The organism is Paenibacillus sp. FSL R7-0313 (assembly GCF_037969885.1).
Classification (GTDB): domain Bacteria; phylum Bacillota; class Bacilli; order Paenibacillales; family Paenibacillaceae; genus Paenibacillus.
In genome coordinates, this window is the sequence record NZ_CP150219.1 from 3574727 (window position 1) to 3589673 (window position 14947).

The following is a 14947-nucleotide window of genomic DNA, read 5'->3' on the forward strand; positions in this document are numbered from 1 at the left end:
AGTTGTATCCCTTGCAGAAAAGAGCAATGGGTACAACTTACTTCTGATTCATAATTCCCAGATAGATTGTTGTTGATCACTTTCTTGATAGGAATAACTGGGTACTCGACGTACCTCGCTCACCGTTTTTTTAGCTACTTTTCCTAATAATGGTTCTATTTTCAGGTGCTGACAAGCTCCCTCAAAAGTCGAATCGCATATTCCTTCCCGATCTAGAAATTCTAGGGCTATGAGATGAGACGCTAGAGATCTTTGACACCGAAGGCTAATTTACAAAGTATATATATAAGAGGATATAATTGGTTGGTTATAAATTTGGGTGAACGAAGATTAACATTTAAACAGATGTAGATGAAGCCACAGCATTTTGTGAAGTAGAATTTGGCCATGAGGGTTTAGCATGGGATACGATTAAGGGTAGATAAAACTAAATTAGCTATGCGGATTTATTCGTGCAGATGAGGTGTGTACTCGGTTACATCCAAAGAGGGGAGGACGAATATTCCATTTATTGGGGGGATCATTCTAACCATTATCCTAGCATTTATTCTATGGGCATTAATGATCCCGCTATTCAATAAAATAGGTAGTAGAATTCTGAAGAAATACAATAAATTCAAACAAGAGGAGAATGTTGATGAAAAATTCAAAGACGTTTAGGGTAGGAGCAATCACGGTGGCATTGGTTATTATTGTGGGAGCGCTACTGGTGACCTTCTTTGTCACACGAATTCCTAACGGATATGTTGGGGTTGTCTATTCACCCAATGGAGGGGTAAAAGATAGTACACTGAGTCAAGGGTGGAAACTGGTTGGAGCGTTTGATAAAGTAACGAAATATCCGATCCGAATTCAAACGGTGGAATACAGAGACATTCAGATTGCAACTTCTGATGGTAAAAACATCACCATTGATTTTGCTTACAACTACCAGGTAGAACCAAGTAAAGTATCTTCTATATTCAATACATTTGGGCCAATTAGCATTCAAGAAATAGAGGATACATATCTCAAAACACGTTTCCGTGACGCAGCCCGTAAAGGAATTTCCAAATTTACAGTCATTGATGTGTATGGTGAAAAGTCATCTGAAGCAGGCGTCGATGTTCAACAACGTTTCTCTGATGACGTTAAAGAGTTAGGATTTATTGTATCCAACGTTACTGTAGGAGTACCTCAACCTGACGCCAAGACTCAGGAAGCAATCGATAAGCGTGTCGAAGCATCTCAAGAACTGGAACGTAAAACGACGGAACTCGAGATCGCCAAGAAAGAAGCAGAACGCAAACGCGTGGAAGCACAAGGTAATGCAGACAAACTGTTGATCGAAGCAGAAGGTCAGGCTAAAGCCAACAAAGAGCTTCAACAATCCTTATCGAGTCAACTCGTTGAATATGAAACCATCAAGAAATGGGATGGAGCCCTTCCGTATGTAAGTGGGTCCAACACGCCAATGATTCAATTGCCGGCTTCGACTACAAAAACAGAGCAAGAGAAATAGTAAGATTTTCGAATGATAATGAACAAGCCAGTCCATTAGTGGGCTGACTTGTTTATTTTTGATTACTTTAGTCTAAAATTCGGATTCAAAGTAGTACAAGCGTGGCTAAGTTAACATGATAGAACCAAGATAGCCAATTCAGATTACATCCTTCCTGTTAACGAACATTAATCCAAGCGGTCCATTGTGTTGGAATGTTAATGGAATAGACCGTACCTACAAATTGTCCGCCTGTTGTATTAGGGGATTCATAAACCCAAGAATGGGCAAAAGCATCTACGACACGATCACCGTCCAGATCAATAGCTTCAGACCAGTTGTTTGTCATAGTATTGCCAGCGAGTTTGCCGTAGTGACTACTGTCATAACCGATCTGGAAAGTAATACACTGAATCCAAGCCCCACCATGATCATTGGTCGTAGAGAGTGGGTTGTTATTGAAGCCGTAAATTTCTTGACCGCCATTCGGAGATACGACACCATATACATTAATGTGAGATACTTTCGGAGCAGGCGCAAACAGAACTGGACCACCCGTATCTTTAGCCTTCTGTGCTTCAAATTCAGCCTTAGCTGCTTTCACAGCTTCACGGAATTCTTTGGAATTAATAATTTCTTCCTTTGTCAACGGTTTGGCTTGAGTCACGTCACCATCTGCATAGGCAGCTACATTAAACGAAAGCACTAGAACAAGAATAAGAGCTAAACTAAACATTTTTCTCATAGCAATCAATTCCACCTTTCTTGTTATGGGTATTCTTTTACAAAACATGCCATTACGACAAATAGACCTACTTGCAGATATAAAGCCCCTTGCCCTCCTCTCTTATAAAAATGGTTCTTCCCTCTTTTTCTTTACTGAAAACAGAAATAAAGAGATAGAACTCTACAGGCTAGAAAACTCTATGAAGTAGGAATGTATATGTAAAATGAATGCCTGCCAATGATTATGTGTTGCAGACAAAATGGTAAACTCATTTTAAAGTATTGATATTTTAACTGTGATAGGCCCTGGTACTCATGGTGAAAATATAAGATTTCAAAATAAGAATTTAAATTGAAATATATTCCATATATATAAACATATAGTACATGTAATTATCAATTCAAGTCAAGTTTGTTTATTAACACCATGAGTAGTTAAAGTCTGTTGCTCGTCGCAGTAAAGATGCTACAGTATCCTGTAGTCGTGAAATAAAAGGAACCCTCAGGAACATGTATACACCTGCATAGAAATCGTATGGGACTGAAGGACGGAAATTAATCATTCTTAGCGTGAATTCATGCAGTGAAATCAGGAGATTAGCCGGATGTCATTGGCATTAAACTTCTGCTAACATAGTCTTATCATATTTCGGATGAGCGGTGAAAATGGATGAGTACCATTAAAGTTACCCCTGAACAGTTACACCACGTATCGAATCAAGTAGATCAGGCGATACATCAAATGGAGCATATACGGGAGGATCTCTCAAGACAGATCATGTTCCTTCAGCAGATGTGGCTGGGTGCGACGCAGGAACGATTCTACTATGAATTTGAGCAGTCGCGCCCTGTATTGCAGAAGGCGCTGGAAAGTATGGTGGGCATCTCCAAGGAACTCAAGGATATCGCCATGCGGTTTGAGAATGCTGATGCTCAGAAGGTGAGTCTGGGTAATGCCGTTGGTACTGTTGGCGCTGTAGTGATGATGGAGACCTCGAGATATTATGCCGGTTCGGATGATAAGGGCTATGGGATGGCACAAGTCAATGTTTTTGGGAAGTGGATGTCGATGCCTGTCAACGAGAATGGAGTTACGGATCAGTCTGCGCTCCAAGCTTATGAGAGAGATCAGGGGCATTTGGATATCAATCGGATGCAAGCTACGGATGCTGAAGCGCCCGGGGAAGATATTTATGCGATGCAGATCAAAGCCTTTGAAAATGGAATTCATCCCTTCACAGGTGAGCCTGTATCCGATAAGTATGCTCAGATCATGTTGACTTCTCTAAAGTTCAGCCAGCTATTTATGGCATTTCAGATGGTTCGCGGGAGTATGCCGGGTGGCAAAGGGCCGTTTCGCGTACCTTCTTCTCATCCAGCTATGGCGAAGATTAAAAAGAATTTGGAAGCGGCTGAGGCAAGGAAAGCAAGTAATATTAAAGGGATGGGTAAAGATACATACACTGGAGGCAGGAATCACAAAGAGTTGGATGATTTGGCTCGAGATCCTTCTGGTGGTGGGAAAATAGAACCCAAAAATATAAATGAAAGAGATGTTGGATTACAATTAGAAGCAAGAGGTGATTTAGGGAGAATAATACGTGATTCACAAGCAGATAAGGGCGCAGAGTTCATTGATACCACTACGGGCATAAAGTGGGACGTGAAGAGTTTTGAATCATATCCAAGTGGTAGGAACGGAATACCTATAACCAATCCTAAAAAGGGTGCTTTTACTATTCAAAATGGTATGCAAAAAATACATGAAGAATTTGCTAAGGGGCATGACGTAATTATTGATACGAAAAAAATGGTGCCAGAGCATATTGAACAACTGAAGAAAGCAATTGATAAAGAAGGAATAGCAGATAGAATATTATGGTTCCCCTAAAGGAGTGGAAAAATGGAAGAAAAAGATATTATTAATATGTTTGCTTTGCATAAAAAGTGGGTTGAGACAATTGGTGATGAAGGTGAGCAGTTAAAGTTAGATGAAGTTGATTTAAGAGTTTTTGACTTATCTGATGTATTACTTGAACAATCCTATTTAATAGATTGCACTTTTGATGATCTCAAACTGGAAAATATTGATTTTCATTCATCATTATTAGCCTCATCAACTTTTATCAATACATGTTTAGATAAATGTGATTTTTATAAATCAGATCTCAGGTATACGGATTTTTCCAACTGTATCATTAAAAATAGTAGATTTAGTAAAGGTGATTGTTGGGAAGCAGCATTTAATAACGCATGTTTAGTTGATTGTAATCTGATTAATGTATCTTTCCATTTAACCGATTTTAGAAATGCAAGACTAGAAAATGTAGATATAAGTGTATCGACATTTAAAGATACGTTGTTAAACGGAGTAACACTAAAGGGTATTAAAGGGATAGAAGAAGCTTTTTTTCAGAGTATAAATATTGGCACACCGGAAAAACCATTGCTGTTAGAAAAAGAAGAAGCTAGGAGATGGTTTTTAGAAAAATGTGAATCTTAAATATTTATTTCATTTTCACACGCCATACAATTGTATTCTCAGAGAAGCTAGAGGATTTGCAAAAAAATTGAGGAAGACTCTTTTAATGAAAAATTGGAATAAATTGCAGCAAAATTTCGTTCGATAGAGCAGCACCAAGGTTATCCGTTTGTTTCATTAGAGAAAATGGATTTTTCCCTAATAGAACCACATTTGAATCTTAATGTTTATTAAAACTTTGATTGGTTCCAGTTTGAGGGAGGAGATTACAATCTCATGGGCACTTCAGCTGTTATTTTAACGCAGAAAGATGAATATTCTCCAGAACAACTCCTTGCTGATACGATTGTTGCGGCTTTTCATTCGGAATCTGCTCTTTATTTCTATAACAACAAAACGTATACAAATGATGGGAGCTTCCTGTTTACAACGCTTAACATTAACCGCAAGTCATATATAGGAGACAATGAATCCTCGTTGATTTTACATATTCACAGCATAAGTAGTCCGAGTAATGAATTTTATTATCACGAAGATTTAGGTTTAGATCCTATCAAACCCCTATGCCAGATCGGGCATATTGAAGATATCTATGGTAACCAAGAGTTAATACTTCATTTTATTTATGAATATCTGAAACTGAATCCTGATGATTATTTCTGGATAGCAGACAATGATTGGGTGTATAGCAGGGAGGACATACAAAAACTTAAAACCGTACCATATGATCCGGATTGGTGTCATCGGAATCCTAGAGACTGACTCCCGGATGGTAATATGTTATCCTATCACTCGTTTGAAATATAAGCGTCCATTGGTGAACAAGGAAGTGTGTTTTATCAGAAGGGTTCTAGAGGGCAAGATGGGGGCTGATGAGAAAAAGGATGATGGCTTTGACTTTACAAAAAACAGTGGAAACACTGCATCAGTGGATTGACCAGAATTGGTCGACATTAGATCAGATAGAATTAAAAACAACGAGAGAGACGGTAGACTCTTTATACAATAAATTGATATCTGAAATAGATCATACGGACAACTCAGATCATTTATTGGAAGCAATCAATTACGAACTTACTCATTTCTTTCTGTCCATTCCTTGTGTAATGAAGATGTATCAAAGATTGATTTGGTTAAATCCATCCAACCGTTTCTACTATGAAAGGTTTACAGATTACCTTTTACAATATGGTCCCGATTGGGAGGAAGAGGCGAATACTTTAATCGAACTTTACATGAAAGAAGATCTTCGAAAGGCTTGTGAATTTACACAAAAGATTGAGCAAGTTAAAAATTTTGAAAATAAGTAATCTATGTCCAGGTATCATTTAAGATGGTGACCCTATAAAAGACTTCATCAATGGTTTGAATAGGAGGAGATATGTTGACTACTCAAATGAATGAGTTAGTTTTTCGACTAATTTATCTAAAGCCGTTGATAAGATAAGGAAGACTAAAAACATTTCGAGCGATATCGTTAAGTTTGTCATGGAGCCCGTTGAGGAACAGGGGAAAATGTTAGATGGTGGCGATGAAATGATGAAACGTCTTGTGTTATCTAAAGAGAATGTTGGCGGTAAAAAACTATGGTTAGAAGATGTTGTTGGGGTTTTAGGAGGTCTTTTTCCGAAAGCTCCGATATGGATTAATGTATCTTTTATAGAAATCGAAGGAGATACCGCTATCTTCAAGCTGGAAACCAGTTTGCGTTTTAGAAAACCTACTTTATTAAGAAATGCTGAAACAGGTCATGCTCCCTTTAAAGCCATTGTATAAAGTATGTGAAGATTATTTAATATCTTTATAGAAATTTAAGTAGAGGCTACTTATAAGTATTGATTCATCATTCAACAAATACAGCAGATTGATCGTAGTCAAGATATCAACATGATTAATCTGTCTTTTGTTAGACTACAAATTTAGTGCTACTTTTTGGAGTTGAATAAGTGCATTTCAATCAGTGCTGTAATATATGAACGACAAAATGATTTTGAACAGAGTTTCTTTGTTCCCATTCTACGGAATCGTTTTTTAAAGAATGTTGGCAACCTGCGATTGAAGCATTAGGGTTACAATGGACGGACCTCTTTTATCAGGTGTTGATGTAGAGGAGGAAGATGTACCGTCAATTATTGAGGAACTAATTCAAATCAAAGATTGGGCGGTAAAAAACTTATCTGAGGAAAAAAGGGATAAAATGTTTGAAAGAATAACGATCCTTCAAAATAAATTGCCACTAGCATTTCAGCGCAAAGATGCTGTTGTTTTTATAGGATAGATAGGTTATTAGTTATGTTACAGTTTGATGCGACTACCCAGTGCAGAGTGAATCCATCATTCAATCAATAACATAAGATCTGTATAAAGACTTCATCAATTGAGTTGTACGCAGGAAAAGGTTTTGGGTTCATTCCTATTTAATGATACTCTGTTACATCAAACAGATCGATTATGGTTAGATACCATTATGATTGATCTGTTTTTTTGTTAGCTTGGTTTTTCTGCGTTTTTTAAGAAATGACTTGGACACAACTGATTGGAGATATCAACATGATTAAGTATAGGTATACCATTGAATATAAAGAAGGTTTCAACGAAGTTATCGTGGACTTGGGCATCGATTCATCGTTAAAGAATGGGTATCTGATTAGTAATTCTTTGGGATCGGATATATTTGGAGACTTCGCCACGACCAGGAAGAGATCGGAAACTTAATCAAATTATTGAAAGGGGAAATAACGTTATACAAAGGTGGAGGGAATGTGAACTTAATAAAATCTGACAAGTCTTTTACAACATTTGAAGATATCTTCGCAGAAGAAGATGAAGAGGACAGTACCTGTGAAATTGAAACATTAGAATATGTAAAGATACTATTGTTGTGGGCAAAAGAGAACTTTCAGTATAAGAGCCAGCGAGGCGCTATCTTGAAAGAAGAAGCGGAATTAGCATTAGAGTGGGTAAACGAAAAATATATTGAGGTTTTCGTTTTTGGTCAAAAGATCGAGCGTATCAACAATAGATCTGTAATATTTTTCTGAGAAAAGTGAAATTTTTCATTACTCAAAAGTTACTGCAGTATAGTGGATTCGGAAAAACGTGTGCGATTCAACGGTTAATACTATATCAAGAAAGTAATTAAACCTAGTTTGTTTCACTAAATGCGCGTAAGAACCAATTCATCTGTTTTCCAAAGGAATAACATCAAGAGCGCGAAATTCAAAATATAAGGAATCTTAAAAGACAAAAAAGCCTAACCCCTCAGTATCTTGATTGAGGAAATTGGCTTAGTAATCTTTAGCTTTAACAGCGTGTCCGATTGGTGATAAAAATTATGGTTTATTTGTCCATTCATTTCAAATTCTTTATCACTAGTTTCTGTATGCTCGAATCCGTTTTGCTCTAAACCTTTTTGAGATGCTATATTGTTAGTGGTTGTTTTTGCCTTAACTTCTTTTATATCTAAGTCAACTATTGTATTGAGTAATAATTTTGATGCTTTTTTAGCAACACCTTTTCCAGTGTGGACTTGTCCCACTCTATAGCCGAGAAATCCTATTTTATTGGAATCATCAATATCAACTAAATTTATTCTTCCAAGAATAGAGTTATTTTCGTCTTTTATTAAATAAAAAAAGGAGAGTCCTTTAGAGATTCATTCCTTACTTTAAAAACCTCAGGTATGTAATAATCATCTCCTCGAGACGGTACCATTACCTCGAAAAAAGTTCTGTTTTCAATTTCGAATTCATACAAGCTTTCAATATCTGTGTATTTTAACTTCTCAATTATTATATTCATGAATCTTTTCCTCCAATCAACTTTAATGCAAGATACTACGAATCTACTTCTATAAACTATAATTATTACTACGATATTTTATTATATTACCATATTTTATATATATTTAATAAATGTTTAATTTATTGCAATTAAGTATTTGTAAAGTAAGTATAACATCCTATTTCTTTATACAACAATATGGGCGATTAATGGATATTCAAATCCCTAATAAATTTGAGTAATCTTTGGATGAACATTATGGAAACCTAGGCTCGAAGATGTGGGCGAATATTATGGGGCTTTTTGAACACATAAGCAATTATATGAACAATGGATCTGCGGTATTTTAATTACCTAATGATGATACGTTGACTTTTCAATTGACCGCAAGGAAATGGTCAATGACCAGTAAGAGGAAAATATTACTTGAAAGAAAGAAGGACATGAAAAAGAGTGGTCTCAAGTCACCTGATAGAGCTGATGCATACGTTCTCACTTTCGGAGAATACTTGATGGGATCACCTCAGTTTATAATGCTTTCTTCAATAAGTAGTGTGTCAATAAAAAGATAAACTGAAGTTAACATGACTATATGTTGCCGATCGATTAAGGCGAAGTAGCAATAAAATAGGCATAGAGAGAGTAACTTCTCCGGTGTACCTAATGCCCGTTATCATACGGTGAAAATCTTCTAACTTCTCACAGATGTGGCGGTATGGACGTGGGGGAAGCGAGTAAAATCACCGTTATTTAATATAGTGCTTAAAGTTTGCTATTTAAATTCCAGAGATAAAATATTCAAATAACAAAGGATTTTATTCATTTTGAACGAATTACTTTCATAAAAATAAGGAGGTATTCTTAGTGAGTGGAATTGTAATGCCTTTAAATACGCGATTGGAAATAAAAAAACAGTGGGTATGTGATGTTTGCAATGGAATAATCAGGTCGGATAAAGACGGTATGCTCGAGTGGGATAAAGTTTATAAGAGTTCCACACAAAATAACTTCCGAATTGTTCACGGTAGGTGGACTAAACAATGTTTAGAAAATAGATCCAAAGATAATTTAGCAGACGGACATCTCCACTGGTATACCGGTCCTGACGGGCTTAACAAGCTTTTGGGGAAATTACTAGAGCATGGTGTAGGCAAATATTCATTGGTAAAGATAATAAGAAGGTTGCATGTGGACCTTTATGAAGAAGCGCTCATGGTGCTGCCTTTCGCAATTGAAGATGGCTACGAAGTAGATGAAGATGGTTACATTCCGAATGGAGATTTGGATTGGTTGATTCGTAAATATGGGAAAAATATTAAATGAGTATCCCTTTGGGATGCTCTTTTTTGTGGTTGACTGTTCCTTCCTTAATTTTTGAGAGTACGACTTTGCTGTGTTGTCTTATAGTTGTCCAAAATATTTAATATCAAAGGTAGAGCATCAGAGAATTTTGATAATCCTTTTTATTTATTGTCGATTTATAGAATCTAAAAAAGGATTCAAATTCTTACTGTCGAATATTACCTATTCAGAAACAGTAAAAAGAGGAGATTCTATGCGAAATAAATTTTCGGGATTCTACGCTCCATCAACAGAGGATTTTGAAAATCTTTGGTCAGAATGCACATTTGTTTTTGACGCAAATACGCTTCTTAATCTTTATAGATACCCAAAGGAATCCAGGGAAGCTTTAATTAATATAATGGAAAGTATCCAAGACAGAATTTGGATTCCTCATCAAGTTGCTTTAGAGTATCACAAACATATCTATGATGAGATGTTTAATCAAAAAAATGCTTATAGTAGGTTTGAGAAGCAGTGCACAGAATCGATTAACAAACTTATTAACGAACTTGATAAATTAAGACATTCAAACATTGATTCTACTTTAATGAAACAGTCTTTAGAAAAATGTTTGCAAACTATTAAGGATGATTTGGCAAGCCAGATGAAGTCTCAACCTGAGTTAAGCGAGATCAAGGATAAATTGTCTCAATTAATTCAGGATAATGTTGGTGAAGCGTATACTAAAAAAGAACTTGAAGAATTATTTCAAACGGCTGAAGAACGTTATCAAAGCAAAATTCCTCCTGGATTTGAGGATATAAAAGAAAAAAAAGGAAGAACAACACTCTTTGATGGTATCATTTATAAAGACGAGTATGGTGACTATATATATTGGAAGCAGATCCTTGACAAATCAAAGGAAGCTTTAATTAAATCAATAATACTTGTTACTGATGACGGTAAAGAGGATTGGATCTTGGAAGTAAAAGGAGAAAAGAAAGGGCCTCATCCTGAACTAATTCAAGAGTTTAAAAAGGAAAGCGGTAATAAATTATTTTATTTGTACAATTCTGAACAATTCCTTAAGAACGCTGAAAACCATTTAAAACTCCAGATTCACTTAGATTCTGACAAAATGAGTGGGGCTATTCAAGGTATAGAGGCATTAAAGAGACATGATAGTGAAAGCCTGACAAGATATGACTCAGATGAAAAGTCTAATCGGTTTTATAGTTTTTTAAATGGGGACGACGAACGATATTTCACTTATCCAAACAAAAAAATAACAACTAGTACATCAGTTAAAACTGAGACTGTTTCAATTCTTTTTAATTTAAATAAAGAAATAAGCTTTAATGAACGATCCAGGTTGGTTGACTATATTAAAGATGACTTAGGTTTCCATTATAATTTTATTGATCTTGAGGTTTATGTGGCAGAGGTCAAAAATTATACTTACTCAATAGAGCTTGAATATTTAATGGAGGATATAGAGATTTCTCATGAAAGAATTATTGGTGAATATCTAGAAAGACTTCTTATAAGATTCTATATTGATAGAATTGTTAGGGTTCTTCATAATTCTTCAAAAGAGTAACGATGTTATCGTAACTCTTTTTTGCGCCGAGATTCCAAGTATGAAGAGAGGGGGTGAAGATGCCTAAATATGAGGCGAATAAGCTTATAGGGGGTTACAGGAACAGTTACTCGCCTGATCAAGATTGTAGATACCGCGAATAGGAGGTGTAGTAGTAAAAAGGTAAGTAAGGATGTTCCATATATGCCTAATCCCAAGCTTTTCATGAGGACAAGATGTCATTAATTAATCTTCCGAGCTATTGGTTTAATGCTATTATTATTTAATGATGAAGTTTGAAGAAGGGGTGAAATATGAGAATAAAATCAGTTGTTTTTAAAAGGAGTAAAAAAGGACTTGAGGAGCAATTAAAAGAAAGTATTGACATTATCAATGGAAGCATTCAACTAATTCAGATGGAAGGTAGAAAGGCATTTCTAAAGGTTATCGCTGTACAATTGAGACTTATGTTGTGCGATGAAAATCCTTTAATAAAATCAGCTATAAATGATGATTTAAAACTTCCTGTATTAAGCGACGACTTTAAAAGTTTAGAAGGTATAAAGATAATTAATATTCACAACATGTTCTCTGATAGTTCAAAAATTCCAATGGACAAGTGGTTAGAACAAAAAATTTGTAAAGTAACTATCCGTATTCCATTTCCTAAAAATATCTTTTGTTCTAAATGTAATCAGCATCATTCTGTTAAGAAAGAGCATTACAATATGAGTGTTTCATCAACTGCACAGACAATTTTATATTTTCAATGTAAGAGGTGTGGCGAATCATGTGAGATCGATATAAGTAATTATGATAATAATGAAACAGTTCGAATACCAATTTTTACATCAACATCAATTATGAATCTTATTCGTTCTCAAGCTAATAAGAATGGTGGGGCTCATGTTGACAGAGATGTTAATTTATATGATTTGGGTAATTTTGATTTAGATAGTTATCTGATACCTATAGCAAGAAGTGTTATACAATCTATAGAATCAATAAAATCTTTATAATTCTCAAAAGTAATTATGTGGATAAGGCGAGAACAAGATGCATAACTTCACCTCATCATATGACGGATCGTCTTCTCGTTTTTTATATTTATTGCAGGAAATTAGTCCCAGTTGTCGAAATGTGTTATAGTAGATTTCACACGCTTGGAGGAAGAGTTATGGCAAGAAGGAAAAGTAAGGCTAAACAGGAAGAAGAGCTATTTCAAGGATTAGCTGGTATGGCAATGCTGGGAGGTATTGTAGGTACATATTCTTTAACAAAATCTTGGCAAGCGTCTCTAGTCGTTGGATTTCTTGGGGTTGTTGGTATTATTGTTTTGATGGTTATCATCCAGCAGAAGCGTTCTGAACGACTTAAGAGGTCAGGAATAGCCGAGATCGATAAAATGGATGGAGTGCAATTTGAGCACTATCTTGGACATCTGTTTCGATCACAAGGGTTTAAGGCAGAAGTAACAAAAGCTGCAGGTGATTACGGTGCCGATCTGGTTATCTCCAAAGATGGTAAAAGGATAGTTGTTCAAGCCAAACGTTATAAGAAAAATGTTGGGTTGAAAGCTGTACAAGAAGTTCAAGGAGCCAAGGCACATTACAGAGCAAATGGAGCATGGGTTGTAACAAATAGCAATTATACAGAACAGGCATATCAGCTTGCAAAATCAAACGGGGTAAGGCTGATAGCTCGGGATGAATTGGTTGAGATGTTGCTTGTTATGAAAGAGAAATTATCTGCCTCAAAGAAAACGGCAAATGTAAAGACGAGTGCATAATCAATTTAATGAGCAATAAAGAGTAAAAATGTCATTCGGATGTTCGCAGATGAAGGGAATTCCTGAAGCAAGCTTAACATCAACAACATACATATCACGTTAAAGTCGTTCCTTCACTGGATCGACTTTTTTTATTCGAGGAATTCAAGTGATCAGCAGAAGACGAAAGAAATACTCTTTCGCCCCAACAAGCAACCGGAGAAATGCAAAGGTTGTGCACGGAAAAGATGGGATGGAGTAAAACAGTTCTGTAGTAAACCCGTTTGTACTAAGAACTAACACTTTGTCACATATTGTATCATTTTGGAAATCAAGTTATTATTGTTCGGGGGAGTTGGAAATATGAATAATAAGAGCAAGGTTCAAAACCCACTTACAATAATAGCAATCTTTGCGGGTATCGCTGAATTGGCTGGTACAACGGTTTTGCTTGGCCTTCCGTTAGAAATTCAAAGAGTTTTTGTATGGTTCGTCATGTTGTTTCCTATTGGCTTGGTCGCAGCATTTTTTTTGGTCTTAGTATTTAAACATGATGTTCTTTACGCACCAAGTGATTTTAAAGATGAGAATCATTTCATGAATCTGCGTAATGCAAACAAACAAATTAATTCTGAGCTAGCTGGGCTTACAGATATCCTTGAAGAGACAAAAGAAATTGATAGCACAACTGAACAAACCAAGGAGAAGCTTAATCAGGCGATAAACAAAGTTGAATCTGTAAAAAACTATAACGAAATTATTAGTGATTATAACTATTCAAAAAGTAAAAAAATCAAGAACCAAACAATCAGAGAAACATTGATTCAAAACCGAATTATTACTCAACTTGAGATTGCGGGAGATGACGGTTTAACTACTGAAGAATTAGCATTATACCTTGATCTTGAACCTTCTGATTTACGCTTGTTCTACTTGGAGTCGATGATACTTAAGGGAGTAATAAGTTATGTAGATAATAAGTGGAAAATACTTTGAGAGTAATATAACAGGCAATCTCCTTTTAACTCTCACAGGACAAGACATGAGCCATTCTGAGCTTCTTAACATGAGAACGTCCGTTTGCAGGGATCATTCCTTTGAAGAGCGGAGAACAGCACCTGAGTGAGCGTACGCATGAATAGAATGGTCATCCAAACGTTGAAACCAACTCAACACAAATAAGAAGATTGTAAACTGCAAGAGACGAAAAATCTCACAGCATTTTTTACATTAAAGGTAATCCCCTCCTATTTGACGAAGTTTAAGCTATCAAGGAGAAGGAGGCGTGAACCTATGAGTGACGCAAAGAAAGCAATTGATACTATTTTGGATTTTTTGAGTGATGACACAAAAAAACTTCTCTTAGTAAAAGGCTATGATGATATCGCCAAATTAAAAGTGGTATTGTCTTGTTTAAATAAAAAGTTCGATAGAGGGATTATAAGAACGTCTTCTATGCCAGACATATCAGAATTTGTTAACCGAGCATTTAATAAGAAGCTTCTACCAAATGCAATAAAGTCAACAACTGTATATAAACTAGGGAAGATGACTGTAAATATAAACAGTTACGTAAATGCTACAAAATCCAATCCCCGAGGAAATGAGAGTACATTTACTGTATTCTTCCCAGTTCAAACAGTGTTGAATGATTCTAAACGATATGCTGCACTATTAACTGAGCTGGAGAGTACAAATTCAAGAAAAGTTATATTGATTACAACAAATGATCCTAGCATAGATAAATGGGACATAGAAAATAACGTAGACGAAGTGTACTTTTACAGTGTTGAAGAAGATAATCCACAAATCATGATTAATTTAAGAAGTAATGGAGCTATTTAA

17 protein-coding genes are annotated in these 14947 nt (G+C 35.7%); 15 read left to right on the forward strand and 2 right to left on the reverse strand.

The window, feature by feature from the left end; all coding sequences use genetic code 11:
* Nucleotides 1-637: 637 nt before the first annotated feature.
* Nucleotides 638-1501 carry an SPFH domain-containing protein gene (locus tag NSQ38_RS15660; protein ID WP_339782829.1) on the forward strand — a complete coding sequence of 288 codons (864 nt, stop codon included), beginning with the start codon at nt 638-640 and terminating at the stop codon, nt 1499-1501.
* A 157-nt stretch (nt 1502-1658) separates the two neighbouring features.
* On the opposite strand, the gene NSQ38_RS15665 is transcribed toward NSQ38_RS15660, so the two are convergent.
* Nucleotides 1659-2216 (reverse strand): DUF4879 domain-containing protein, encoded by a 558-nt coding sequence (locus tag NSQ38_RS15665; protein WP_339782831.1) that lies wholly within the window; start codon nt 2214-2216, stop codon nt 1659-1661.
* A 660-nt stretch (nt 2217-2876) separates the two neighbouring features.
* On the opposite strand from NSQ38_RS15665, the gene NSQ38_RS15670 reads away from it, so the two are divergent.
* From NSQ38_RS15670 to NSQ38_RS15705, 8 genes are all read left to right on the forward strand, one after another.
* Nucleotides 2877-4097 (forward strand): WXG100 family type VII secretion target, encoded by a 1221-nt coding sequence (locus NSQ38_RS15670; RefSeq protein WP_339782833.1) that lies wholly within the window; start codon nt 2877-2879, stop codon nt 4095-4097.
* A gap of 12 nt (nt 4098-4109) precedes the next feature.
* Nucleotides 4110-4709 (forward strand): pentapeptide repeat-containing protein, encoded by a 600-nt coding sequence (locus NSQ38_RS15675; protein ID WP_339782835.1) that lies wholly within the window; start codon nt 4110-4112, stop codon nt 4707-4709.
* Between the two features lie 255 nt (nt 4710-4964).
* On the forward strand, nt 4965-5450 hold the full coding sequence (locus NSQ38_RS15680; protein ID WP_339782837.1) for a hypothetical protein: 486 nt from the start codon (nt 4965-4967) through the stop codon (nt 5448-5450).
* A gap of 110 nt (nt 5451-5560) precedes the next feature.
* The gene (locus NSQ38_RS15685) at nt 5561-5998 is read left to right on the forward strand and encodes a hypothetical protein (protein ID WP_339782839.1); all 438 of its coding nucleotides are present in this window, start codon (nt 5561-5563) and stop codon (nt 5996-5998) included.
* A 178-nt stretch (nt 5999-6176) separates the two neighbouring features.
* A complete protein-coding gene (locus NSQ38_RS15690; RefSeq protein ID WP_339782841.1) occupies nt 6177-6464 on the forward strand; it encodes a hypothetical protein in 288 nt (95 codons plus the stop codon).
* A 298-nt stretch (nt 6465-6762) separates the two neighbouring features.
* Complete coding sequence (locus tag NSQ38_RS15695; RefSeq protein WP_339782843.1) at nt 6763-6966, forward strand: hypothetical protein; 204 nt, start codon at nt 6763-6765, stop codon at nt 6964-6966.
* A 272-nt stretch (nt 6967-7238) separates the two neighbouring features.
* Nucleotides 7239-7403 carry a hypothetical protein gene (locus NSQ38_RS15700; protein WP_339782845.1) on the forward strand — a complete coding sequence of 55 codons (165 nt, stop codon included), beginning with the start codon at nt 7239-7241 and terminating at the stop codon, nt 7401-7403.
* A 47-nt stretch (nt 7404-7450) separates the two neighbouring features.
* Nucleotides 7451-7729 (forward strand): hypothetical protein, encoded by a 279-nt coding sequence (locus NSQ38_RS15705; RefSeq protein WP_339782847.1) that lies wholly within the window; start codon nt 7451-7453, stop codon nt 7727-7729.
* Between the two features lie 212 nt (nt 7730-7941).
* Here NSQ38_RS15705 and NSQ38_RS15710 read toward each other — a convergent pair whose 3' ends face one another.
* Entirely contained in the window at nt 7942-8343 is a 402-nt protein-coding gene (locus NSQ38_RS15710; RefSeq protein WP_339790554.1) for a GNAT family N-acetyltransferase, read from the reverse strand.
* A 992-nt stretch (nt 8344-9335) separates the two neighbouring features.
* Here NSQ38_RS15710 and NSQ38_RS15715 point away from each other — a divergent pair.
* The 6 genes from NSQ38_RS15715 (at nt 9336) to NSQ38_RS15740 (ending at nt 14947) form a co-directional block, all read left to right on the forward strand.
* Nucleotides 9336-9794: a hypothetical protein gene (locus NSQ38_RS15715; protein WP_339782850.1), complete on the forward strand. Its 459-nt coding sequence runs from the start codon at nt 9336-9338 to the stop codon at nt 9792-9794.
* Between the two features lie 232 nt (nt 9795-10026).
* The gene (locus NSQ38_RS15720) at nt 10027-11355 is read left to right on the forward strand and encodes a PIN-like domain-containing protein (protein WP_339782852.1); all 1329 of its coding nucleotides are present in this window, start codon (nt 10027-10029) and stop codon (nt 11353-11355) included.
* 293 nt (nt 11356-11648) lie between these two features.
* Nucleotides 11649-12353: a hypothetical protein gene (locus NSQ38_RS15725; protein WP_339782854.1), complete on the forward strand. Its 705-nt coding sequence runs from the start codon at nt 11649-11651 to the stop codon at nt 12351-12353.
* 158 nt (nt 12354-12511) lie between these two features.
* Nucleotides 12512-13123, forward strand: coding sequence for a restriction endonuclease (locus tag NSQ38_RS15730; protein WP_339782856.1), 612 nt, complete (start codon nt 12512-12514; stop codon nt 13121-13123).
* Nucleotides 13124-13465: 342 nt separating this feature from the next.
* Nucleotides 13466-14098 (forward strand): hypothetical protein, encoded by a 633-nt coding sequence (locus NSQ38_RS15735; protein WP_339782858.1) that lies wholly within the window; start codon nt 13466-13468, stop codon nt 14096-14098.
* A gap of 297 nt (nt 14099-14395) precedes the next feature.
* Entirely contained in the window at nt 14396-14947 is a 552-nt protein-coding gene (locus NSQ38_RS15740) for a hypothetical protein (protein WP_339782860.1), read from the forward strand.